The 24509-nt window shown below is 70.8% G+C and carries 16 protein-coding genes; 15 read left to right on the forward strand and 1 reads right to left on the reverse strand.

From position 1 onward, the window contains the following. Positions 1-46: 46 nt before the first annotated feature. On the forward strand, positions 47-730 hold the full coding sequence (locus OG875_RS21500; protein ID WP_330175850.1) for an ATP-dependent Clp protease proteolytic subunit: 684 nt from the start codon (positions 47-49) through the stop codon (positions 728-730). A gap of 153 nt (positions 731-883) precedes the next feature. Beyond that, positions 884-2176 carry an ATP-dependent Clp protease ATP-binding subunit ClpX gene (clpX, locus tag OG875_RS21505; RefSeq protein ID WP_330175851.1) on the forward strand — a complete coding sequence of 431 codons (1293 nt, stop codon included), beginning with the start codon at positions 884-886 and terminating at the stop codon, positions 2174-2176. A gap of 90 nt (positions 2177-2266) precedes the next feature. On the opposite strand, the gene OG875_RS21510 is transcribed toward clpX, so the two are convergent. Next, positions 2267-3199, reverse strand: a complete 933-nt coding sequence (locus OG875_RS21510) for a hypothetical protein (RefSeq protein ID WP_330175852.1) — start codon at positions 3197-3199, stop codon at positions 2267-2269. Between the two features lie 137 nt (positions 3200-3336). Between OG875_RS21510 and OG875_RS21515 the strand changes: the two genes are divergently transcribed. The 13 genes from OG875_RS21515 (at position 3337) to OG875_RS21575 (ending at position 24313) form a co-directional block, all read left to right on the forward strand. After that, positions 3337-5958, forward strand: coding sequence for a valine--tRNA ligase (locus OG875_RS21515; RefSeq protein WP_330175853.1), 2622 nt, complete (start codon positions 3337-3339; stop codon positions 5956-5958). Positions 5959-6027: 69 nt separating this feature from the next. Continuing rightward, positions 6028-7551 (forward strand): bifunctional tetrahydrofolate synthase/dihydrofolate synthase, encoded by a 1524-nt coding sequence (folC, locus tag OG875_RS21520; protein ID WP_330175854.1) that lies wholly within the window; start codon positions 6028-6030, stop codon positions 7549-7551. Between the two features lie 4 nt (positions 7552-7555). After that, the gene (locus tag OG875_RS21525; protein ID WP_330175855.1) at positions 7556-7906 is read left to right on the forward strand and encodes a DUF4233 domain-containing protein; all 351 of its coding nucleotides are present in this window, start codon (positions 7556-7558) and stop codon (positions 7904-7906) included. A gap of 117 nt (positions 7907-8023) precedes the next feature. Then, positions 8024-8434, forward strand: coding sequence for a nucleoside-diphosphate kinase (gene ndk / locus OG875_RS21530; protein WP_330175856.1), 411 nt, complete (start codon positions 8024-8026; stop codon positions 8432-8434). A gap of 286 nt (positions 8435-8720) precedes the next feature. Beyond that, positions 8721-9740, forward strand: coding sequence for a rod shape-determining protein (locus tag OG875_RS21535; protein ID WP_330177846.1), 1020 nt, complete (start codon positions 8721-8723; stop codon positions 9738-9740). Positions 9741-10008: 268 nt separating this feature from the next. Beyond that, positions 10009-10968, forward strand: coding sequence for a rod shape-determining protein MreC (gene mreC, locus OG875_RS21540; RefSeq protein WP_330175857.1), 960 nt, complete (start codon positions 10009-10011; stop codon positions 10966-10968). Positions 10969-10979: 11 nt separating this feature from the next. Next, on the forward strand, positions 10980-11645 hold the full coding sequence (mreD, locus tag OG875_RS21545) for a rod shape-determining protein MreD (protein ID WP_330175858.1): 666 nt from the start codon (positions 10980-10982) through the stop codon (positions 11643-11645). Beyond that, positions 11642-13906, forward strand: coding sequence for a penicillin-binding protein 2 (mrdA, locus tag OG875_RS21550; RefSeq protein ID WP_330175859.1), 2265 nt, complete (start codon positions 11642-11644; stop codon positions 13904-13906). Before mreD ends, mrdA begins: the two co-directional genes overlap by 4 nt. 3 nt (positions 13907-13909) lie before the next feature. Beyond that, positions 13910-15112 (forward strand): rod shape-determining protein RodA, encoded by a 1203-nt coding sequence (gene rodA, locus OG875_RS21555; RefSeq protein WP_330175860.1) that lies wholly within the window; start codon positions 13910-13912, stop codon positions 15110-15112. Positions 15113-15176: 64 nt separating this feature from the next. Then, positions 15177-16802, forward strand: a complete 1626-nt coding sequence (locus OG875_RS21560) for a CYTH and CHAD domain-containing protein (protein ID WP_330175861.1) — start codon at positions 15177-15179, stop codon at positions 16800-16802. 119 nt (positions 16803-16921) lie between these two features. After that, on the forward strand, positions 16922-18850 hold the full coding sequence (locus tag OG875_RS21565; protein ID WP_330175862.1) for a TIGR03960 family B12-binding radical SAM protein: 1929 nt from the start codon (positions 16922-16924) through the stop codon (positions 18848-18850). 444 nt (positions 18851-19294) lie between these two features. Continuing rightward, complete coding sequence (locus OG875_RS21570) at positions 19295-20077, forward strand: TIGR03936 family radical SAM-associated protein (RefSeq protein WP_330175863.1); 783 nt, start codon at positions 19295-19297, stop codon at positions 20075-20077. A gap of 237 nt (positions 20078-20314) precedes the next feature. Beyond that, positions 20315-24313, forward strand: coding sequence for an Rne/Rng family ribonuclease (locus tag OG875_RS21575; protein ID WP_330175864.1), 3999 nt, complete (start codon positions 20315-20317; stop codon positions 24311-24313). The last annotated feature ends 196 nt before the right edge of the window (positions 24314-24509 follow it).

The following is a 24509-nucleotide window of genomic DNA, read 5'->3' on the forward strand; positions in this document are numbered from 1 at the left end:
CGGTACGCCCAGGACCGGCCACGTCAGCCCATCGAACGCCACCAGGATGGTGAACACCCACATGAACAACTTCCCCGGCGCCTCCGCGAGCGGCCTCTACACCGGCCCCCAGGTGGACAACCGCTATGTCGTCCCGCGCTTCGTGGAGCGCACCTCGCAGGGCGTACGCGAGTACGACCCGTACGCGAAGCTCTTCGAGGAGCGCGTGATCTTCCTCGGTGTCCAGATCGACGACGCGTCGGCCAACGACGTCATGGCGCAGCTCCTGTGCCTGGAGTCGATGGACCCCGACCGGGACATCTCGATCTACATCAACAGCCCCGGCGGCTCGATGACGGCGCTCACCGCCATCTACGACACGATGCAGTTCGTGAAGCCGGACATCCAGACGGTCTGCATGGGCCAGGCGGCCTCCGCCGCCGCGGTCCTTCTCGCGGCCGGTACGGCGGGCAAGCGCCTCGCCCTGCCGAACGCGCGCGTCCTGATCCACCAGCCGTCCAGCCAGACCGGCCGTGAGCAGCTCTCCGACCTGGAGATCGCGGCCAACGAGATCCTGCGCATGCGCGCGCAGCTCGAGGACATGCTGGCCAAGCACTCGACGACGCCGATCGAGAAGGTCCGCGACGACATCGAGCGCGACAAGATCCTGACCGCCGACGACGCCCTGGCGTACGGTCTGGTCGACCAGATCGTCTCGACCCGTAAGACCACGGCGGCGGCAGCGGCCTGACCCGTCCGGTGCCCTTGGCGCGGTGTGCGTGTCCTCACGTCCACGTGAACCGTGCCAAGGGGGGCCCGAACGGGGGGCCAGGCAAGGTACCGTCGGGTATGAGGCACAGGAGCCGCTGAAACAGGCTGCTCCCAGGCGAAGGGGAAGCACCTCGTGGCACGCATCGGTGATGGCGGCGACCTGCTCAAGTGCTCGTTCTGCGGCAAGAGCCAGAAGCAGGTGAAGAAGCTCATCGCAGGTCCCGGGGTCTATATCTGCGACGAGTGCATCGACCTCTGCAATGAGATCATCGAGGAGGAGCTCGCCGAGACCTCCGAGGTGCGGTGGGAGGAACTGCCCAAGCCGCGGGAGATCTACGAGTTCCTGGAGGGGTACGTCGTCGGGCAGGCGCCCGCGAAGAAGGCCCTCTCGGTGGCGGTCTACAACCACTACAAGCGGGTGCAGGCCGGGGAGAACGGCGGCGGCGGAGGCCGCGACGACGCGATCGAGCTCGCCAAGTCGAACATCCTGCTCCTGGGCCCCACGGGATCCGGCAAGACTCTTCTCGCCCAGACGCTGGCCCGGATGCTGAACGTCCCGTTCGCCATCGCGGACGCGACGGCGCTGACGGAGGCCGGCTATGTCGGCGAGGACGTCGAGAACATCCTGCTGAAGCTGATCCAGGCGGCCGACTACGACGTCAAGAAGGCCGAGACGGGGATCATCTACATCGACGAGATCGACAAGGTCGCCCGCAAGAGCGAGAACCCGTCGATCACCCGCGACGTCTCCGGCGAGGGCGTCCAGCAGGCCCTGCTGAAGATCCTGGAGGGCACGACGGCCTCGGTCCCGCCGCAGGGCGGCCGCAAGCACCCGCACCAGGAGTTCATCCAGATCGACACGACGAACGTGCTGTTCATCGTGGGCGGCGCCTTCGCGGGCCTGGAGAAGATCATCGAGTCACGGGCCGGCGCGAAGGGCATCGGCTTCGGCGCGACGATCCGCTCCAAGCGGGAGATCGAGGAGAGCGACCAGTTCCAGGAGGTCATGCCGGAGGACCTGGTGAAGTTCGGGATGATCCCCGAGTTCATCGGCCGCCTCCCGGTCCTGACGTCGGTGCACAACCTGGACCGCGAAGCGCTCCTGAAGATCCTGGTCGAGCCGCGCAACGCGCTGGTGAAGCAGTACCAGCGCCTCTTCGAACTCGACGGTGTGGAGCTGGACTTCGACCTCCCGGCGCTGGAGGCCATCGCCGACCAGGCGATCCTGCGCGGCACCGGCGCGCGCGGTCTGCGCGCGATCCTGGAGGAGGTCCTCCAGTCGGTGATGTACGAGGTGCCCTCCCGCAAGGACGTGGCCCGCGTGGTCATCACGGCGGACGTCGTGCGCAACAACGTCAACCCGACGCTGGTTCCGCGCGAGCCGCGCATCGTGAAGAACGACGGCCGCCACGAGAAGTCGGCGTAGCGGCGCGGACCTCGCACGTACGAGGAGGGGCACCCCGGTTGGGGTGCCCCTCCTCGTACGTAAGCGGGTCTGTCGTCGGAGCGACTGTCGTCAGAGCTTGACGCGCACGTCGTCGCGCAGCTTGGCGGTGGTGGCGGCGGCCTCTTCCAGGGAGCCGGACTTGCCCCCCATGGCGCTCCCCAGGTCGACCGGCATGGAGAAGCCCACGGTGCTGTGGTCGCCCCAGATGCAGATCGAGAACTTTATCTCCGTGGGCGTGCCCGACGCTTCCTCGCTGAGCGTCATGGCCTGGCACTTCATGACCGCGCCGTCCAGCCCGGCGGGTTCGAAGGACTGGGGGCTGCCCTCCAGCGAGCCGCCCTCGCCCTCCTTCGTGGCGTCCGCCTTCATGGAGGCGAACATGGCGTCGACGGTCTTCTCCGGGTCGTCGATCTCGCCGTACACACCACCGAAGGTGATCATCTTCGCCGCGAGCGGGTTCTCCTCGACGCTGCCCGCCTGGTAGCTGGCGTTCACGTCCTTGGCGTTCTTCACGCCCCAGCTCTCGGCGTCCTTGAGGTCGTCCGCGGTCATTCCGCCGGCCTCGTCCGCGCCGGTGCCCTTCTTGTACTCGCCGCCGAGCACCGTCGCCGGGGTGACCAGCTTGTGGGGGCCGTCGTCGGCGACGTCGCTGCTGCCTCCGCCCACCAGGAAGTACGCCCCACCCCCGATCACGGCCAGCGCCACGACGACCGAGGCGACGATCAGCCCGGTTTTCTTCTTCGGAGCCCCGTCCGGCGGCGGGTAACCGGGTGCCCCGCCGTACGGGGGCTGCTGACCGTACGGGCCCGGCTGCTGCGGCTGGCCGTACCCCTGGTGCGGGACTCCCGGCGGCTGCTGCGGATAGCCGTAACCGGGCTGCCCCTGCGGCTGCTGCTGCGGATAGCCGTAGCCGGGCTGGCCCTGCGGCGGCTGCTGCCCGTACGGTCCGGGCTGGCCCTGCGGCGGCTGCCCGCCGTACGGGCCCGGCTGGTTGTAGCTCATGTGCTCTGTCCCCTCCAGATGCTTACGCGTTCCCGACATCCTGACGGAAGGAACGGTGCGGCGGACCGCCGGGGACCGCACCGTTACCGAACTATCCCGTTTCAGTGCGGAGCTGTGACGCCCCTAAACTGTGCGCTGTGACCGAGAACTCTCAAGCGCAGCCCGCAGCCAACCCTGAACTGCCGACCCAGTACGCGCCGGCCGAGGTGGAGGGGAAGCTGTACGAGCGCTGGGTGGAGCGCGGTTACTTCACGGTCGACCCGAAGAGCGAGAAGCCCCCGTACACCATCGTCATCCCGCCGCCGAACGTCACCGGCTCGCTGCATCTCGGACACGCCTTCCAGCACACGCTGATGGACGCCCTCACCCGCCGCAAGCGCATGCAGGGTTACGAGGCCCTGTGGCTGCCCGGCATGGACCACGCCGGCATCGCCACCCAGAACAAGGTGGAGCAGCAGCTCGCCGAGGAGGGGAAGTCGCGGCACGACCTCGGCCGGGACGAGTTCGTCTCCCGGGTCTGGCAGTGGAAGGACGAGTACGGCGGCCGGATTCTCGGCCAGATGCGGCGCCTGGGCGACGGCGTCGACTGGACACGTGAGCGCTTCACGATGGACGAGGGGCTGTCGAAGGCCGTCCAGACCATCTTCAAGCGGCTCTACGACGACGAGTTGATCTACCGCAAAGAGCGGATCATCAACTGGTGTCCGCGCTGTCTGACCGCGATCTCCGACATCGAGGTCGAGTACCAGGACGACGACGGCGAACTCGTCTCGCTGAAGTACGGCGAGGGCGACGAGACGGTCGTCGTCGCGACCACCCGGGTCGAGACGATGCTCGGTGACACCGGTGTCGCCGTCCACCCCGACGACCCGCGCTACGCGCATCTCATCGGCAAGCGGATCAAGCTGCCGCTCACCGACCGCACCATCCCGGTCGTCGCGGACACGCACGTCGACCCCGAGTTCGGCACCGGCGCGGTCAAGGTGACGCCCGCGCACGACCCCAACGACTTCGCCATCGGCGAGCGCCACGGCCTCGAATCCCTCACGATCATGGACGAGCGCGCCGTCATCACCGTGCCGGGCCCCTTCGAGGGACTCGACCGGTTCGAGGCGCGGTCCGCGATCGTCGAGGCGATGCGCCAGCAGGGCCGGGTCGTCGCCGAGAAGCGGCCGTACACCCACTCCGTGGGTCACTGCTCGCGCTGCAAGACCACCATCGAGCCCCGTCAGTCGCTCCAGTGGTGGGTCGACGTCAAGCCGCTCGCGAAGGCGGCCGGTGACGCGGTCCGGGACGGCCGGGTCGCCATCCATCCGCAGGACATGTCGAAGCGCTACTTCGACTGGGTCGACAACATGCACGACTGGTGCATCTCGCGGCAGTTGTGGTGGGGCCACCGCATTCCCGTCTGGTACGGCCCGAACGGCGAACAGGTCTGTGTCGGCCCCGACGACCAACCGCCCGCCGGCGAGGGCTGGTTCCAGGACCCGGACGTCCTGGACACCTGGTTCTCCTCCGGCCTCTGGCCGTTCTCCACGCTCGGCTGGCCCGAACGGACCCCGGATCTGGAGAAGTTCTATCCGACCGACGTCCTGCTCACCGGGCACGACATCATCTTCTTCTGGGTCGCCCGGATGATGATGTTCGGTCTGTACGCGATGGACGGCACCCCGCCGTTCCACACCATCGCGCTGACCGGCCTGGTCCGCGACGAGTTCGGCAAGAAGATGTCGAAGTCCAACCCCAACGCGGTGGACCCGCTGGACTGGATGGACGCGTACGGCTCCGACGCCGTGCGTTTCACCCTGGCCCGCGGCGCCAACCCGGGCGCGGACGTCCCCATCGGCGAGGACTGGGTCCAGGGCTCCCGCAACTTCGCCAACAAGATCTGGAACGCCACCCGGTTCGCCCTGATGAACGGTGCCACGGTCGAAGGCCCGCTGCCCGACGCCGGGAAGCTGTCCGCCACGGACCGGTGGATCCTCTCGCGGCTGAACGCGACGGTCGCCCAGGTCGACGCGTACTACGAGGACTACCAGTTCGCGAAGGTCTCGGACGCCCTCTTCCACTTCGCGTGGGACGAGGTCTTCGACTGGTACGTCGAGCTGTCCAAGACCACCTTCTTCGCGGGCGGCGAGGGGGCCAAGGTCTCCGGGCGCGTCCTCGGCGAGGTCCTCGACGTCACCCTGCGCCTCCTGCACCCGATCGTGCCCTTCGTCACGGAGACGCTGTGGACCACGCTGACCGGCAAGGAGTCGGTCGTCGTCGCCGACTGGCCGGCCGACTCCGGGTTCCGTGACCCGGCCGCCGAGCGGGAGATCGAGCACGTCCAGCAGGTCGTCACGGAGGTCCGCCGCTTCCGCGCCGACCAGGGGCTCCAGCCGGGCCAGAAGGTCCCCGGCCGGCTCGACCTGTCCGCGACCCCGCTCGCCGCGCACGAGGCGGCGATCCGGCAGCTGCTGCGCCTCCAGGAGGAGGGCGACGCCTTCCAGGCCACCGCGACCCTGCCGGTCGCGGGCGCCACGGTCGCCCTCGACCTGTCCGGCACGATCGACGTCCCGGCCGAGCGCAAGCGGCTCACGAAGGACCGGGACGCGGCGGAGAAGGAGAAGCAGCAGGCCACGGCGAAGCTCGGCAACGAGGCGTTCCTCGCCAAGGCCCCCGACAACGTGGTCGACAAGATCCGTGGCCGGCTGGCCAAGGCGGAGGCCGACATCGCGCGCATCACCGCCCAGCTCGCGGCGCTCCCGGAGGGCTGAGCGGCCCCCGGCGGCCGGTCCACGGGGCGGGGCGACATCCGTGTCGTACCCGCTCCGTAGACTGGCCCCGTGAGCCAGCACCAGCCCGACCAGCCAGACCAGCCCGGCGCGTACGACGACGACTTCCACGAGATCGTGCACGCCGAGACGACCCGCGACCCCGACCTCGCCGTCATCGAGGCCGGCAGCCGTACGCTCCGCGCCCAGGCGGGCCTCCCGCAGGGGGACGGCGTCCCGGCGCGGCCCGCCGACCCGGAGGTCGACAAGGCGCTGCGCGCCGTCGAGCGGGAGCTGGCCGGCCGCTGGGGCGAGACCAAGCTGGAGCCGTCGGTCACCCGTATCGAGGCGCTGATGGACGTGCTCGGCGACCCGCAGCGGGCGTATCCGTCGATCCACATCACCGGCACCAACGGCAAGACGTCGACCGCCCGGATGATCGAGGCGCTGCTCGGCGCGTTCGACCTGCGCACCGGGCGTTACACCAGCCCGCACGTGTCGTCGGTGACCGAGCGGATCAGCCTGGACGGGGAACCGATCCGGCCCGAGCTGTTCATCGAGACGTACGAGGACATCAAGCCGTACGTCGACATGGTGGACGCCGCCCAGGACTACCGGCTGTCGTTCTTCGAGGTGCTCACCGGCATGGCGTACGCGGCCTTCGCGGACGCCCCGGTGGACGCGGCGGTGGTCGAGGTCGGCATGGGCGGCACCTGGGACGCGACGAACGTCATCGACGCGACGGTGGCCGTGGTCACCCCCATCGACCTGGACCACACCGACCGGCTCGGCTCCACACCGGGCGAGATCGCCGTGGAGAAGGCCGGGATCGTCAAGCCGGGCGCGACGGTCGTGCTGGCGCAGCAGCCGGTGGACGCGTCGCAGGTGATGCTGAAGCGGGCCGTCGACGTCGACGCGACGGTGGCGCGCGAGGGCATGGAGTTCGGGATCGTCTCCCGCGAGGTCGCGGTCGGCGGGCAGATGCTGACGCTGCGCGGCCTCGGCGGCGAGTACGGGCAGATCTTCCTCCCGCTGCACGGCGCCCATCAGGCGCACAACGCGGTGGTGGCGCTGGCGGCGGTGGAGGCGTTCTTCGGCGTCGGCGCCGAACACGCCCGGGTGATGGACGTGGACACGGTGCGCGCGGCGTTCGCCTCCGTGGTGTCGCCGGGCCGGCTGGAGGTCGTACGGCGCTCGCCGACCGTGGTCCTGGACGCGGCGCACAACCCGGCGGGCGGGCGGGCCGCGGCCGAGGCCATCGGTGAGGCGTTCGGCTTCAGCAGACTGATCGGCGTGGTCGGGGCGAGCGCGGGCAAGGACGTCCGGGGGTTCCTCGAAGCCCTGGAGCCGGTCTGCGCGGAGGTCGTGGTCACGGAGAACTCCAGCGACCGGGCGCTGGGCGCGGACGATCTGGCGGCGGTGGCCGTCGAGGTGTTCGGCGGCGACCGGGTGCAGGTCGAGCCCCGGCTGGACGACGCGCTGGAGGCGGCGATCACGCTCGCCGAGGAGGACGGGGAGTACGCGGGCGCCGGGGTGCTGGTGACCGGTTCGGTGATCACGGTCGGCGAGGCCCGGCTGCTTCTGGGAAAGGCGTGACCGCATGCGTACGCTCTGCGCGTCGACACTGATCGGCGAGTTCTTCGTGATCGGGTTCGCCGGGCTCGTCGCCATGAAGTCCGACGACCTGTCGATGACGGCGGTGTGGACGGTCTGCGGTGTCGCGATGCTGCTGTCCCTGCTGCTGTGCGGGACGATCACCCGCCCCGGCGGGGTCGCGCTCGGCTGGGCGTTCCAGATCGCGCTGGTCGCGGGTGGTTTCGTGGTGCCGGTGATGTTCTTCCTGGGGGTGCTCTTCGGGGCGCTGTGGGGGGCCTCCGTCCACTACGGGCGCAAGATCGACGCGGCGAAGGCCCGTTGGGCGGAGCAGGCGGCGACGGGGGCACCGAGCTGAGCCCGGTTCCTGACGCACCCGGGTGAGGACCGGTTACGGCACGTCCCGCAAGCACCTGTAGCCTCACACCACTTCACCCGTTTGCCCGTAGCGCACGCCCACAAGGAGCCGCACACCATGACCCAGCGCACTCTCGTCCTGCTCAAGCCGGACGCCGTCCGCCGCGCTTTGGTGGGAGAGATCATCGGCCGCATCGAGCGCAAGGCCGGCTGGAGCATCACCGCGCTGGAGATGCGGACCCTCGACGGCGCGACGCTGGAGCAGCACTACGGCGAGCACCGGGGCCGCCCGTTCTACGAGCCGCTGATCGAGTTCATGGCGTCGGGCCCGGTCGTCGCGCTGGTCGTGGAGGGTGAGCGGGTCATCGAGGGCGTCCGCGCGCTGGCGGGTCCCACTGACCCGATCGCCGCAGCGCCGGGGTCCATTCGGGGGGACTTCGGAACGATTGTCCGGGAGAACCTGATCCACGCCTCGGACTCCGAGGAGTCCGCCATTCGGGAACTGAAACTTTTCTTTCCCGAGCACTGAAAGACACCCCTTATCCTGGTCTTTCCTGATCGCATGTCAGCCGGATCGCGCCGAGTGCGCCTGCGGCGACCGGCGGAATTCGGGCGCACCCGGCATATGCGGAGCCAGATCGGGAACGCATGGCCCCGACACATCGTCACCTTTATTAGAGGTGGATCTACCGCGCCGCGTCAGCACGGGCGGCACTACGATGGAAGCCTCCACGCCACAGCATCCACTTCGCCATCCTGAAAAGCCGTCAACGCTTCGATTTGGGAAGGCCAGACGCATCCTCATGGGGAACAAGATGTCGTTCATCGGCCGTGACATGGCTGTCGACCTCGGGACCGCCAACACGCTGGTGTACGTCAGGGGCCGGGGGATCGTGCTCAACGAGCCGTCCGTCGTCGCCATCAACACCAACACCGGCGGCATCCTCGCGGTCGGCGCCGAAGCGAAGAAGATGATCGGCCGGACACCGGGCAACATCGTTGCCGTCCGGCCGCTGAAGGACGGCGTGATCGCCGACTTCGAGATCACCGAGCGCATGCTGCGCTACTTCATCCTCAAGATCCACAAGCGCCGCTACCTGGCCCGCCCGCGGGTCGTCGTCTGTGTGCCCTCCGGCATCACGGGAGTCGAGCGGCGCGCCGTCATCGAGGCGTCCACGCAGGCCGGCGCCCGCCAGGTGCACATCATCGAGGAGCCCATGGCCGCCGCCATCGGCTCGGGCCTCCCCGTCCACGAGGCGACCGGCAACATGGTCGTGGACATCGGCGGCGGCACCACCGAGGTCGCCGTGATCTCGCTCGGCGGCATCGTCACCGCGCAGTCCATCCGGGTCGCCGGCGACGAACTCGACAACGCGATCATCCAGCACATCAAGAAGGAGTACTCGCTCCTCCTCGGTGAGCGCACCGCCGAACAGATCAAGATCACCATCGGTTCGGCCTACGACCTGGAGAAGGAAGAGCACACCGAGATCCGGGGCCGCGACCTGGTGTCCGGGCTGCCGAAGACCGTCGTCATCTCGGCCGCCGAGGTCCGCAAGGCCATCGAGGAGCCCGTCAACGCCATCGTGGACGCGGTGAAGACGACACTCGACAAGTGCCCGCCGGAGCTGTCCGGCGACGTGATGGACCGGGGCATCGTCCTCACCGGCGGCGGCGCCCTGCTGCGCGGCCTCGACGAGCGGCTGCGCCGGGAGACCGGTATGCCCATCCACATCGCCGAGGACCCGCTGGACTCGGTGGCCCTCGGTTCCGGAAAGTGCGTCGAGGAGTTCGAGGCGCTCCAGCAGGTGCTGGACGCGTCGCCGCGCAGGTAGGACGTTTCCGCGCGGAACGGGGGCGTGCCCGCCGTTCCGCGCGGATCGTGACAAGGCGGATCGTGACACGAACGAATATCTCCCCGGGCCCGACGGATCCGGGGGGACAACTCCGGGGGAACGCCGACGGCCCCGCCGGTGGAACGTTGATATACAGACAAGACCAATCCGATGTGCCCGTGGAGACAAATCCCCCGCGGATGATTCCCGCGATCGGCACGACAATTTCCGACGAGGCATTCCAACGAGGAAGGCACGGCCGCCGCACGTGAGGGACACACGAGAGAGCCGGCTGCTCCTGGTGCTGCTGATCGCCATCGCGTTCGCACTGATCACGGTGGATATCCGCGGCGGAGAGGCGTCACCCGTCGACGGTGCCCGCCAGGCCGCCGCCTCGGTCTTCGGACCGGTGCAGAACGGCGTCGCGAAGGCCGTCGACCCGGTCGGCAACGCCATCGGCGCCGTACGGGACTCCGGTGAGAGACACGACCGGGTGACCCTGCTGGAGCGCGAGAACGCGGCGCTCAAGCAGCGGCTCGGCAGCGACGACCGCAACCGCAGCCGGGTCAGGGAGCTGGACAAGCTCCTCAGGACGGCGGGCGCCGGCCAGTACGGCATCAAGGCGGCCGAGGTCATCGCCATAGGAGCGGCCCAGGGCTTCTCCTGGACCGTGACCATCGACGCGGGCACCGACGACGGCCTCAAGCGCGACATGACCGTACTGAACGGCGACGGGCTCGTCGGCCGCGTCACCACCGTCGGCCCCAGCACCGCGACCGTCCTGCTCGCCAACGACCCGGACTTCACCGTCGGCACCCGGATGGAGAAGTCCGACGAACTGGGCTTCGCCACCGGCCAGGGCGACCAGCCGCTCAACGTGCAGCTCCTCAACGGCAAGGCCAAGGTGAGGAACGGCGACCGGCTGGTCACCTTCGGCTCCAGCAAGGACCGGCCGTTCGTCCCCGGCGTACCGGTCGGCCAGGTCGTCCGCGTCGACCCCGCGGGCGGCGACCTCACCCGGGACATCTACGTCCGCCCGTACGTCGGCTTCACCAAGCTGGACATCGTCGGCGTCGTCGTCCAGGCGCCCCGCGACGACCCCCGCGACATGGTCCTTCCGACCAAGCCCGCCAAGCCCAAGCCCACCCCGACCGTCACCGTCACGGCCACCCCGCCGCCGGGAGGCCAGAACCCGCAGGGCGACGGCCAGGTCACCGAGCAGGAGTAGAGCTGATCCCCATGCGCCTCAACCGGATGCTGCTCTCCGTCACCCTCGTCGTGGTCGCGCTGGTCCTCCAGGTGTGCGTACTGGCCCGGCTCCAACTCCCCGGCGCCGTACCCGATCTGCTGCTCCTCGTCGTCGTCGCGCTCGCCCTGGTCTACGGCCATGTCAGCGGCGCGCTCATCGGCTTCGGCGCCGGGCTCCTCGCCGACATCGCGCCGCCCGCCGACCACGCCGCCGGACGCTACGCGCTGGTGCTCTGCCTGATCGGCTACCTCGCCGGACTCGCCAAGCCCGACAACGGCCAACTGCGCACCGCGCTGGGCCCGATGGTCGTGGTCGTCGGCGCGGCCGTCAGCACGACCCTGCTGTACGCGGGGGTCGGCGCCCTCGTCGGCGACACCGCCGCCCGCCATGTCGGCCTGTCCAACCTGGTGATCACCGCGGCCATCTACGACCTGCTGCTGGCCCCGTTCACCGTCCCGCTGATCATGGCCCTGGCCAGACGCGCGGAGAACGACCCGCTCGCCGACACGTCGAGCGGCGGCACCGACGTCGCCTCCGGCTGGCTGGCGACGGGCACCGGACTGAAGATCGGCAACCAGCGCGGCGGACTGCGGATGAAGGCGGCCCGCTCCCGCGCGGCACGGGCCGGACGGATCAAGGGGGTCAAACGACTGTGAGCAACATTCCGGAGACCGGACGGACACCCAGGGTCCAGATCCGGCTCGTCGTCATCCAGGTCCTCGTCTTCTCCCTCCTGCTCACCCTCGGCGGACGGCTCTGGTACCTCCAGGTCCGCAACGGCGCGGAGTACACGGACGAGGCGAAGAACAACCATGTGCAGCAGGTCGTCCAGCCGGCCGTACGCGGCTCGATCCTCGACTCGCAGGGCGTCCCGCTCGCCGACAACGAGACCCGTCTCGTCGTCTCCGCCAGCCGCACCGAACTGCTGAAGATGAAGGACAACGGGACGGCCGTCCTCACCCGGCTGGCCGGCATCCTCGGCATGAAGCCCAAGGACGTCCACGACAAGGTCCGGCTCTGCGACAGCGAGACACCCCAGCCCTGCTGGAACGGCTCGCCCTACCAGCCGATCCCGGTCACCGACGAGGCCACCACCCAGCAGGCCCTCCAGATCCGGGAACGCGCCGAGGACTTCCCCGGCATCACCGCCGAACCGACCGCCGTACGCCGCTACGCCTCGCCCGCCAAGGCCAACACCGCCCAGGTGCTGGGCTATCTCTCGCCGGTCACCGACGAGGAGATCACCAAGGCGCAGGACACCGACTCGCCGTTCCTCCGCTCCGACCAGGTCGGCCGCTCCGGGCTGGAACGCACGTACGACAAGTACCTGCGCGGCGACGCGGGCGTCACCCGCTACGAGGTCGACAACCTCGGCCGGGTCATCGGCCAGGCCAGGAGCGACAAGGCGGAGCCGGGCTCCAACATCGTCACCTCCATCGACGCGCGGGTGCAGGCCGTCGCCGAGTACGAGCTCCACGAGGCGATGAAGGCCGCGCGCAAGGAGCACGACCGCAACACCAACGAGAACTACAAGGCCGACGCGGGCGCGGTCGTCGTGCTGGAGTCCAAGACCGGCCGGGTCGTGTCGATGGCCTCCCAGCCGACGTACGACCCGAACGCCTGGGTCGGCGGCATCTCCGCGAAGGACTACGCCAAACTCACCAGCAAGAAATCCAACTTCCCGCTGCTGAACCGGGGTATCCAGTCGCAGGCCGCGCCCGGCTCGGTCTTCAAGGTCGTCTCGTCCACGGCGGCGGTCAAGGCCGGTTACGACTTCAACGGCAGCTACCCGTGCCCGAGTTCGTACTCCATCGGCAGCCAGGTCTTCAAGAACTTCGAGTCCCAGGGCTACGGCAGCATCGACCTCGGCCGCGCACTGGAGGTCTCCTGCGACACCGTCTTCTACGGGCTCGCGCACAAGGAGTGGCAGAAGGACGGCGGCACCAAGCCCAGAAAGGGCGCCAAGGACTGGTTCTACACGACCGCCAAGCAGTTCGGGCTCGCCAAGGAGACCGGCATCGACCTCCCCAACGAGGTCACGGGCCGTATCCCGGACCGCAAGTGGAAGCAGGCCTTCTGGGAGGCCAACAAGGCCGGCTGGTGCAAGCAGGGCAAGAAGGGCGGCACGTACGTCGAGCAACTGGCGTACGAGGGCTGCCTCGAAGGCAACCGGATGCGCGCCGGTGACGCGGTCAACTACTCGATCGGCCAGGGCGACACGCTCGTCACCCCGATCCAGATGGCCACGATCTACGCGGCGATCGCCAACGGCGGCACCCTGCACGCCCCCACCGTCGGCAAGGCGATCATCAGCCCCGACGGCCGGAGCGTCCAGGAGATCAAGCCGGCGTCGCAGGCCAAGCTGCCCGTCGACGGCACGCTCCGCGACCAGCTCGACAAGGCCCTGGCGGGCGTCGCGACCACCGGTTCGGCCGCCTGGCGGTTCGGCGGCTGGCCGCAGGACAAGATCCCGATGCACGCCAAGACCGGTACGGCGGAGGTCTACGGCAAGCAGACGACCTCGTGGTTCGCCTCGTACACCGAGGACTACACGATCGTGATGACGATCTCCCAGGGTGGTACGGGCTCCGGGGCCTCCGGTCCCGCCGTCCGCAACATCTACGAGGCGATGTACGGCCTCGACGAGAAGGGCGGGCAGAACGTGAAGAAGGCTCTGCTGCCCAAGCCGCGCACCGCCCTGCCGAAGATCCAGCCCGACGGCTCGATCGACGCGCCGGAGGTCAAGCCGTACGTACCGGACAAGACCCCGCTGGACGGCAACGAGATCGCGCCCGCCGGTGACAACAACGGGCCGGTGACGGGGGACCCCGACACCGCGGGGCCGGACCCGGACGAACAGGGACGGACCTCGGGCGACATCGGACAGCTCGCGGGACCGCCCGCGCGAAGGGACTGACACATGGCCGGCACCGGCGGATTCTCCGTCTCCGGATACGGTCCCGGCGAGCGCGGGCTGTGGGCGACGCTCGCCGCCCGTGACTCGATGGCGCGGCGGCTGGACTGGCCGCTGATGTTCTCCGCGCTCGCGCTGTCCGCCGTCGGATCGGTGCTCGTCTGGTCGGCGACCCGCAACCGTACGGACCTCAACCAGGGCGACCCGTACTACTTCTTCTTCCGCCACGTCCTGAACACCGGTATCGGGCTGGCCCTGATGATCGGCACCATCTGGCTCGGCCACCGCACCCTGCGCGGCGCGGTGCCCGTGCTCTACGGCATCTCCGTGGTGCTGGTGCTGCTGGTCCTCACCCCGCTCGGCGCCACCATCAACGGCGCGCACGCCTGGATCGTGCTCGGCGGCGGCTTCACCCTCCAGCCGTCGGAGTTCGTGAAGATCACCATCATCCTGGGCATGGCGATGATGCTCGCGGCCCGGGTCGACGCGGGCGACCAGGTCCATCCGGACCACCGGACGGTCGCCAAGTCCCTGGGCCTGGCGGTCATCCCGATCGTGATCGTCATGATGATGCCGGACCTCGGCTCGGTGATGGTCATGGCGATGATCGTGCTCGGCGTGCTGCTGGCCTCCGGGGCGTCCAACCGGTGGATCTTCGGGCTGATCGGCACCGGGATCGCGGGCGCCGTCGCGGTCGCCGCGCTCGGTGTGCTCGACGAGTACCAGATCAACCGCTTCGCCGCCTTCGCCAACCCGGAGCTGGACCCGGCGGGCGTCGGCTACAACACCAACCAGGCTCGGATCGCCATCGGTTCGGGCGGACTGACCGGCACCGGACTCTTCAAGGGCTCCCAGACCACCGGCCAGTTCGTGCCCGAGCAGCAGACCGACTTCGTCTTCACCGTGGCGGGCGAGGAACTGGGCTTCCTCGGCGCCGGGCTGATCCTGGTGCTGCTCGGCGTGGTGCTGTGGCGGGCGTGCCGGATCGCCCGGGAGACGACCGAGCTGTACGGGACGATCGTGGCGGCCGGGATCATCGCCTGGTTCGCGTTCCAGTCCTTCGAGAACGTCGGGATGACGCTGGGCATCATGCCGGTGGCGGGGCTGCCGCTGCCGTTCGTGTCGTACGGAGGCACGTCGATGTTCGCGGTGTGGATCGCGGTCGGCCTGCTCCAGTCGATCAGGGTCCAGCGGCCGATAACGGCGTGATCCGCCGGACAGGACCTGTCGCGGGAGTCGCCGTCCGGCGGCCCCCGCGATTACCTTTGTACAGATGGCTGAGACACAGCGAGAGATCGAACGCAAGTACGAACTCACGGGGCCGGCGGACGGCGGAGCCGTACCGGACGGGCCATCCGCCCTGCCGGACCTCACCCGGGCCGCCGGCGTCACGGCCGTCAGCCCGCGGGGCGTCACCGAACTCGACGCCGTCTACTACGACACCCCCGACCAGCGACTGACCACCGGCCGCCTCACCCTGCGCCGCCGGACCGGCGGCGGTGACGAGGGCTGGCACCTGAAATTCCCCGTCGGCGGCGACGCCCGCGACGAGATCCACGCCCCGCTCTCCGACACCCTCCCCGACGAACTCGCCGCGCTGGTGCGCTCCCGGGTCCGGGGCGCCTCGCTCCTGCCCGTCGTACGGCTGCGCACCGCACGAGACATCAGCCTGCTGACCGACGCGTCCGGGCGGACCCTCGCCGAGGTGGCCGTGGACACCGTCCACGCCGAACGCCTCCCCGCCGGCACCGGCAGCGCCCGCTGGTCCGAGATCGAGGTCGAACTGGCCGACGGCGGCGACCCGGCACTCCTGGACGCCGTCGAGAAGGTGCTCCGCAAGGCGGGCGTACGCCGGTCGGCCTCCCCGTCCAAACTCGCCAGGGCCCTCGCCGAGACCGCGCCCGCCGAGGACGCGCCGCGCGGAAAGAGGGCCGCCGGCGCGCCGCGCGGAAGGAGCACCGGCACCAAGACCGGGAAGAAAAGGCGCGCGAGCACTGACGGCGGCGCGCCGGTCACCGCCGGTGACCACGTCCTGGCCTATCTGCGCGAACAGGCCGACGCGATCCTCTCGTACGACCCCGCCGTCCGCCGCGACCTGCCCGACTCCGTCCACCAGCTGCGGGTCGCCACCCGCCGGATGCGCTCCGCCTTCCGCTCGTACCAGAAGGTGCTCGACCGCGACGCCACCCGCCCCATCGGCGCCGAACTGAAGTGGCTTGCCGGCGAACTGGGCGTCGACCGCGACCAGGAAGTCCTCGCCGAACGGCTCACCGCACGCGTCGACGCCCACGACACCACCCTCCTGCTCGGCCCGGTGCACGCCCGGCTCCGGATCTGGGCCGCCGACGGCCGCACCGACGCGCGCGCCCGGACCCTCGCCGTCCTCGACAGCGCCCGCTATCTGCGCCTGCTCGACTCGATCGAGACCCTCCTCGCCGACCCGCCGCTGCTCCCCGCGCGGGCCCGGAAGAAGCCGGGCAGGGTGCTGCCCCGGGCCGTCGTCAAGGACTACCGGCGCCTCGCCGGACGCGTCGAGCACGCGCTGGCGCTCACCCCCGGGGAGGAGCGCGACCTGGCGCTGCACGATGCCCGCAAGGCCGCCAAACGCGCCCGCTACGCCGCCGACGCGGCCAGGCCGGCGCTCGGTGGGCCCGCCAAGCGCTTCGCGAAGCGGATGAAGGCCGTCCAGAGCGTGCTCGGCGACCACCAGGACAGCGTCGTCGCCCGGGACTCCCTGCGCGACCTCGCCATCCAGGCGCACGCGGCCGGTGAGTCCGCGTTCATCTGGGGGCTGCTGTACGGCGAGGAGGAGATGCGGGCGGCGGACCGGGAGCGCGAACTGCCGCGCGTCTGGCGCCGGTCGGCGCGACGGAAACTCCGTACGGCACTGACGGCCTGACCACGGCGGCCCCCGGCCCCTCGGGGCCGGGCAGGCGTCCGGGCGGCGAGGGCCGGGTGGCGGCCGGGGTAGCCTGGATGGTCACCCCGTCACTCCGTCAGCCCACGAAAGTCGCCGTGATGTCTGCTGTTGAATCGGTCTTCCCACAGCTCGAAGCTCTGCTCCCGCATGTGCAGAAGCCGATCCAATACGTCGGTGGTGAGCTCAACTCCACCGTCAAGGACTGGGACGCGTGCGACGTCCGCTGGGCGCTGATGTACCCGGACGCGTACGAGGTCGGCCTGCCCAACCAGGGCGTCATGATCCTCTACGAGGTGCTCAACGAGCGCGAGGGCGTCCTCGCGGAGCGCACGTACAGCGTCTGGCCCGACCTCGAAGCGCTGATGCGTGAGCACCAGGTCCCGCAGTTCACGGTCGACGCGCACCGCCCCGTCTCCGCCTTCGACGTCTTCGGGCTCTCCTTCTCCACCGAACTCGGCTACACCAACATGCTCGCCGCGCTCGACCTGGCCGGGATTCCGCTCGACGCGGCGGACCGCACCGTCGATCACCCGATCGTGCTGGCGGGCGGCCACGCCGCGTTCAACCCCGAGCCGATCGCGAGCTTCATCGACTGCGCCGTCATCGGCGACGGCGAGCAGGCCGTCCTCCAGATCACCGACATCGTCCGGGCCTGGAAGGCGGAGGGCCGCCCCGGTGGCCGCGAGGAGCTGCTGCTGCGGCTCGCGAAGACCGGCGGGGTGTACGTCCCCGGCTTCTACGACGTCGAGTACCTGCCGGACGGCCGGATCGCCCGTACCGTCCCCAACCGCTCCGGCGTCCCCTGGCGGGTCTCCAAGCACACCGTCATGGACCTGGACGAGTGGCCGTACCCGAAGCAGCCGCTGGTCCCGCTCGCCGAGACCGTCCACGAACGGATGTCCGTGGAGATCTTCCGCGGCTGCACCCGGGGCTGCCGCTTCTGCCAGGCGGGCATGATCACCCGGCCCGTCCGGGAGCGCAGCATCACCGGCATCGGCGAGATGGTCGACAAGGGCCTGAAGGCCACCGGCTTCGAGGAGGTCGGCCTGCTGTCGCTGTCCTCCGCTGACCACAGCGAGATCGCCGACGTCGCCAAGGGCCTCGCCGACCGGTACGAGGCGGACAAGATCGGCCTGTCCCTCCCGTCCACCCGCGTCGACGCCTTCAACGTCGACCTCGCCAACGAACTCACCCGCAACGGCCGCCGCTCCGGCCTCACCTTCGCCCCCGAGGGCGGCTCCGAGCGGATGCGCAAGGTCATCAACAAGATGGTCTCGGAGGAGGACCTGATCCGTACGGTCTCCACCGCGTACGGCAACGGCTGGCGCCAGGTGAAGCTCTACTTCATGTGCGGGCTGCCGACGGAGACCGACGAGGACGTCCTCCAGATCGGCGACATGGCGGTCAACGTCATCGCCGAGGGCCGCCGGGTCTCGGGCCAGAACGACATCCGCTGCACCGTCTCCATCGGCGGATTCGTCCCCAAGCCGCACACCCCCTTCCAGTGGGCGCCGCAGCTGGGCGTCGAGGAGACAGACGCGCGGCTGCTGAAGCTCCGCGACAAGATCCGCGGCGACAAGAAGTACGGCCGCTCCATCGGCTTCCGCTACCACGACGGCAAGCCCGGCATCGTGGAGGGCCTCCTCTCGCGCGGCGACCGCCGGGTGGGCGCGGTGATCCGCGCGGTGTACGAGGACGGCGGCCGGTTCGACGGCTGGCGCGAGCACTTCAGTTACGACCGCTGGATGACCGCCGCCGCGAAGACGCTCCCCGAGGCCGGCCTGGACGTCGACTGGTACACCACCCGCGAGCGCACCTACGAGGAGGTCCTGCCCTGGGACCACCTGGACTCCGGTCTCGACAAGGACTGGCTCTGGGAGGACTGGCAGGACGCGCTGGACGAGACCGAGGTCGAGGACTGCCGCTGGACGCCGTGCTTCGACTGCGGGGTGTGCCCGCAGCTCGACCTCGACATCCAGATCGGCCCGACGGGCAAGAAGCTGCTGCCGCTGACGGTCGTGAAGTAGCGCACGTGAAGTAGCGCACGACGCGAGGGCGCGAGGGACGCGGGGGCCACGGCGGAGGCGGGACCGGTCGCACGCGGTGTTCCGGGCCCGGCGGCCCGGACGTGGAATACGTCCCGGCGGCGGGGAGTGCGCCGCCGTCCGGCGGGGAAGCAGTCCGGCAGATCCGCCGGGACGCCCGGTGTGCCCCCGGCCGGGAGCTCCCCCCCGGCCGAGCCTGTGAAGGGTCCGGTCGGCCGGGCGCGTACGCTGGGTAGTACAACGACCGTCCCCGGCGTGGTACCCGCACCCGAGATCTCCCCGCGCGAGCGGGTGTGAGCCGGGTTTCCGGGGCCGACCGCCCGGTCGGCCGCGCGTTTGAGGGTGTGCGCCACCGCGCGCACCCCGCACCGAGGAGAAGAACCACTGGGCAAGCGACAGCCCGAAGGCCCCCCGCCCGCGCCGGCGGTGCAGCGCATCCGATTGCGTTACACCAAGCGTGGCCGCCTCCGGTTCACCAGTCACCGCGACTTCCAGCGCGCCTTCGAGCGCGCGTTGCGCCGGGCCGACGTCCCCATGGCGTACTCGGCGGGCTTCACCCCGCACCCCAAGGTGAGCTACGCCAATGCCGCACCCACCGGCACGGGCAGCGAGGCCGAGTATCTGGAGATCGCCCTCGTGACGGCGCGCGACCCCCACACCCTGCGCGAACTGCTGGACGAGTCGCTGCCCACCGGGCTCGACATCATCGACGCCGTCGAGGCCCGCACCTCGGGCCTCGCCGACCGGCTCACCGCCTCCGAGTGGGAGCTGCGGCTCGACGGGGTGGAGCACGAAGCGGCCGAACGGGCCGTGACCGCGTTCCTCGCCGCCGAGGTGGTGGAGGTGGAGCGCCGCGCGAAGAACGGGATGCGTACGTTCGACGCGCGGGAAGCCGTCGTGGAGCTGCGGGTGCTTCCTCCCGAGGCCGATAGGCCCCGGGGCGGGCCCTGTGCGATACTGCGGCTGGTTGTACGGCACGTGACACCCGCCGTGCGACCCGACGACGTCCTTTCCGGTCTCCGAGCTGTGGCCGACCTGGCGCCGCCGGTCCCCGCAGCGGTGACCAGGCTGGCGCAGGGGCTCTTCGACGAGGAGTCCGGAACGGTGACCGACCCGCTCGCGCCCGACCGCGAGGCAGTCACGGCAGCGCCTTCCACGGCCGCCGGACCCGCCGCCGCGAAGACGCCGGAAGGTGCGGTCCCCGCGTAGGGACGGTTGTTGTAGCGCGGTCCTGGACTCGGGAGCCACCTGGGTCGGACGGCGTGCTGACCACGAAGACTTTCGCCAGGCCGTACGGACAACGCGTCCGTACGGAACCGGCGACCCAGACATAACAGCTCCTGTGCGGCGCCCGCGCCCCGGACGGCGGCACCGCGCCTCAGCGCGGGCCGCGGCCGGACCGGATCAAGGCGCGGCGCCCGGGAGCGTGACGGGAGAACCGCCCGCATGTCCCAGAACGAGCCCGGTACGAACCGGGACACCGACGAAGAACTGAACAGCCCCAGCGACACGCTGCCGCCGCGCCGCAGGCGCCGCGCCGCGTCGCGCCCGGCCGGACCGCCCTCCGCGGCGGCCGAGAGCACCGAGGGGACGACGATCACGGCGAGCGCGCCGGAGGACGCCCCGGCGGGTGCCGAGGAGGCCGCGCCGCCGCGTGCCCGCCGCCGGGCCACCCGTAAGGCCACCGCTCCCGCGGAGATCGTGGCCGAGCCCACCGCCGAGGTCGCGGCTCCCGAGACACTCGCCGAACCGCCGGCCGAGGACGCGGCGCCGCCGCGTGCGCGCCGCCGGGCGACCCGTAAGGTCGCCGCCCCGGCCGAGGCCGTCGCCGAGCCGGTGGTCGAGCCGGTGGTGGAGGCCGCCGCCGTGGAGACGGTCGCCGAACCGGTGGCCGAGGCCGCCGCCGAGGAGGCCGCGCCGCCGCGTGCGCGCCGCCGGGCGACCCGTAAGGTCGCCGCCCCCGCCGAGAGCGTGCCGGAGCCCGTCGCGGAGACGGTCGCCGAGCCCGTGGCCGAGGCCGCCGCCGAGCCGGTGGCCGAGGAGGCCGCGCCGCCGCGTGCCCGCCGCCGGGCCACCCGTAAGGTCGCCGCCCCCGCGCCCGTCGAGGACGGGGAGAGCGACGCGACCGTACCGGGCGAGACGCTCCCCGCGGACGTCGTCACCCAGATCACCGCCGACGAGGCCCAGGTCGAGGCGGCCGAGAAGGCCGCCACCCGGGGCCGTTCCCGGCGCCGGGCCACCGCGCCCGAGGCCGCCGTGGCCGAGCAGCCGAAGTCCGAGCCCGCCGCCGAGCCGAGGGCGCGCAAGGCCGAGCAGCGCGACACGTCCAAGCCGTCCGCCGCGCGTGAGCCGGAGGCCGAGGCGCCGGAGCGTTCGCGCCGCCGCGCCGCCCGGCCCGCCGTCGCCGTCTTCCAGGCGCCGGTCTTCGCCGAGCCGATGTTCCAGACCCCCGAGACGGCCGCCGCGATGGCCGCCGCCGGTTACGGGGACGACGACGAACTCGACATCGAGGACGTCGAGGACGAGCCGGCGGCCGTCGCGCCCGCCCCCGAGCCGACGGGCCGCCGCCGGCGCCGTCGTCGCGGCGAGGCCGCCGAGGCGCCCGAGGCCGCGCCCGCGCCGCCCGCCGCCGAGCGGGACACCGACGACTCCGCCGCCGAGGAGTCCGCCGAGGCCGACGAGCCGGCGGAGTCCGAGGACACCGACGAGTTCGACCGCCCGTCGCGCCGCCGCCGCAGGGGCGGCCGTCGCCGCCGCCGCGGTGAGTCCGCCGAGAACGACGAGCAGTCGGACGAGCACCACGACGAGGCCGAGAACGAGGACGAGGCCGGCGCCGACCCGGACGCCGCCGACGGCGACGACCAGGACGACGACGACTCCGCGACCCAGTCGGGCGGCGGCGGAAGCAGCAGCAGCCGCCGTCGGCGCCGCAGGCGCCGCCGCAGCGGTGACGGCGGCTCCGACAACGAGAACAACGGCGTGGACGACCCGGAGCGTACGGTCGTCAAGGTCCGGGAGCCCCGGGAACGCCGTACGAAGGACACCGAGCCCGGCACCGGCGTGGACGAGGTCCAGTCCATCAAGGGCTCGACCCGGCTGGAGGCGAAGAAGCAGCGCCGCCGCGAGGGCCGCGAGCAGGGCCGCCGCCGGGTGCCGATCATCACCGAGGCGGAGTTCCTGGCGCGCCGCGAGGCCGTCGAACGGGTGATGGTCGTCCGGCAGAACGGCGAGCGCACCCAGATCGGCGTCCTCGAGGACAACGTGCTGGTCGAGCACTACGTCAACAAGGAGCAGGCCACCAGCTACGTCGGCAACGTCTACCTGGGCAAGGTCCAGAACGTCCTGCCGTCCATGGAGGCCGCGTTCGTCGACATCGGCAAGGGACGCAACGCCGTCCTGTACGCCGGTGAGGTCAACTTCGAGGCGCTGGGCATGTCCGGCGGCCCGCGCCGCATCGAGACCGCGCTCAAGTCCGGCCAGTCGGTCCTCGTCCAGGTGACGAAGGACCCGATCGGCCACAAGGGCGCGCGTCTCACCAGCCAGGTCTCGCTGCCCGGCCGGTACCTCGTGTACGTCCCCGAGGGCTCCATGACCGGCATCAGCCGCAAGCTCCCGGACACCGAGCGGGCGCGGCTGAAGACCATCCTGAAGAAGATCGTCCCCGAGGACGCGGGCGTCATCGTCCGTACGGCCGCCGAGGGCGCGAGCGAGGACGAGCTGCGCCGTGACGTCGAGCGCCTCCAGTCGCAGTGGGACGACATCCGCAAGAAGACGAAGAACGGCAACGCCCCGACGCTGCTCTACGGTGAGCCGGACATGACCGTCCGGGTCGTGCGCGACATCTTCAACGAGGACTTCACCAAGGTCATCGTCAGCGGTGACGAGGCGTGGCGCACCATCCACGGGTACGTGGAGCACGTGGCGCCCGACCTGTCCGACCGGCTCAACCGCTGGACGAGCGAGGTCGACGTCTTCGCCTCGTACCGCATCGACGAGCAGCTGATGAAGGCGCTGGACCGCAAGGTCTGGCTGCCGAGCGGCGGCTCGCTGGTGATCGACAAGACCGAGGCCATGATCGTGGTCGACGTCAACACCGGGAAGTTCACCGGCCAGGGCGGCAACCTGGAAGAGACCGTCACCCGGAACAACCTGGAGGCGGCCGAGGAGATCGTGCGCCAGCTGCGGCTGCGCGACCTCGGCGGCATCGTCGTCATCGACTTCATCGACATGGTTCTCGAATCCAACCGGGACCTGGTGCTGCGGCGGCTGCTGGAGTGCCTCGGCCGGGACCGTACGAAGCACCAGGTGGCCGAGGTCACCTCGCTGGGCCTGGTCCAGATGACCCGTAAGCGGGTCGGCCAGGGGCTGCTGGAGTCGTTCTCCGAGACCTGTGTCCACTGCAACGGGCGTGGCGTGATCGTCCACATGGAGCAGCCGACCGGTACCGGTGGCGGCGGTGGCGGCAAGCGCGGGAAGAAGCGGCGCGGCGGGTCCGGGGCGGATCACGACCACGAGCACGAGCACGAGAGCGCCGAGGGTACGGACTCCGAGAGCGAGTCCGAGGCCGAGGTGGCGGCGGAGGTCGCCGCGCCGGTCGCGCTGGCCGCGCCCGAGTTCGTGCCCGACGAGGAGCTGTACAGCAGCGTCGCGGAGGCCGAGTCGGCCGCCCGTGGCGGGCGTTCGCGCCGCCGGGCCTCGCGCAAGGCGTCGGCCCCGGCCGGTTCGCCGAAGGCGGCGGAGCCCGAGCGGCGGGGCGGGGCCGACGAGCCGGCGGAGGTGCCGGCGCCGGTCGCGTCGTCCGTGCCGGTGGCCGAGCCCGAGGCCGTGGTGGAGGAAGTCGCTCCGCAGGGTCGTACGCGGCGCCGGGCCACCCGTAAGGCGTCGGCTCCGGCCGGTTCGCCGAAGGCGGCCGGGTCCGAGGAGCCGGCCGAGGTCGTCGTGGAGCCGGCGGCGCCGCCCGCGGCCGAACCGGCGGACGTCCAGCCCGAGCCGGTGACCGGTGGGTCCGCCGCCGAGGCTCCCGTCACCGACACGCCCGAGGCCGCGCCGCCGCGTGCGCGCCGCCGGGCGACCCGTAAGGCGTCGGCCCCGGCCGGTTCGCCGGCGGGCGCCGAGGAGGCGGCCGTCCTGGTGGTGGACTCGGCAGCGGAAACCGCCCGGACGGACGAATCGGCGGCCCCGGAATCCACGGGACACACCGACGAGTTCGCCGGTGGGCGCACCGGTGACGACGGTGCGGAATCCGCCGCTCCGGCCAAGAAGGCGACCCGTAAGGCCGCCAAGAAGGCCCCGGCCAAGAAGGCGGCGGCGAAGAAGACCGCCGCGAAGAAGACCACCGCCAAGAAGACCACCGCGAAGAAGACGACCACCAAGTCGGCGGCCAAGAAGACCTCGGCGGCCGAGCAGCAGACGGCTCCGGCCGTGTCGGTGTCCTCGGATGGGTGAGTCGCCGAACTGAACAAGTGATGACGGTCGTCTGAACGGCCCGTGTCCGCCTCTGGCATTCCAGTGGCGGACACGGGCCGTTTTGTTTCGGGATTGATGCACTTGGCGGTTAACGCGGCCGAAATTCGGTCGGAAATCCCTGATAATGTGACCGGCGGTCCCTCACCGTCGACAGTCTCCGCCCGGAATTCGCGGT

This window comes from Streptomyces sp. NBC_01498, assembly GCF_036327775.1.
In the GTDB taxonomy this organism is placed as follows: domain Bacteria; phylum Actinomycetota; class Actinomycetes; order Streptomycetales; family Streptomycetaceae; genus Streptomyces.

What these genes read in the sequence shown, in the direction of transcription:
- OG875_RS21500 (WP_330175850.1), top strand. Translation starts at nt 47, where the DNA reads ATGGTGAACACCCACATGAACAACTTCCCCGGCGCCTCCGCGAGCGGC.
- OG875_RS21510 (WP_330175852.1), bottom strand. Translation starts at nt 3,199, where the DNA reads ATGAGCTACAACCAGCCGGGCCCGTACGGCGGGCAGCCGCCGCAGGGC.
- OG875_RS21525 (WP_330175855.1), top strand. Translation starts at nt 7,556, where the DNA reads ATGCGTACGCTCTGCGCGTCGACACTGATCGGCGAGTTCTTCGTGATC.
- ndk (WP_330175856.1), top strand. Translation starts at nt 8,024, where the DNA reads ATGACCCAGCGCACTCTCGTCCTGCTCAAGCCGGACGCCGTCCGCCGC.
- OG875_RS21535 (WP_330177846.1), top strand. Translation starts at nt 8,721, where the DNA reads ATGTCGTTCATCGGCCGTGACATGGCTGTCGACCTCGGGACCGCCAAC.
- mreD (WP_330175858.1), top strand. Translation starts at nt 10,980, where the DNA reads ATGCGCCTCAACCGGATGCTGCTCTCCGTCACCCTCGTCGTGGTCGCG.
- rodA (WP_330175860.1), top strand. Translation starts at nt 13,910, where the DNA reads ATGGCCGGCACCGGCGGATTCTCCGTCTCCGGATACGGTCCCGGCGAG.
- OG875_RS21560 (WP_330175861.1), top strand. Translation starts at nt 15,177, where the DNA reads ATGGCTGAGACACAGCGAGAGATCGAACGCAAGTACGAACTCACGGGG.
- OG875_RS21565 (WP_330175862.1), top strand. Translation starts at nt 16,922, where the DNA reads ATGTCTGCTGTTGAATCGGTCTTCCCACAGCTCGAAGCTCTGCTCCCG.
- OG875_RS21575 (WP_330175864.1), top strand. Translation starts at nt 20,315, where the DNA reads ATGTCCCAGAACGAGCCCGGTACGAACCGGGACACCGACGAAGAACTG.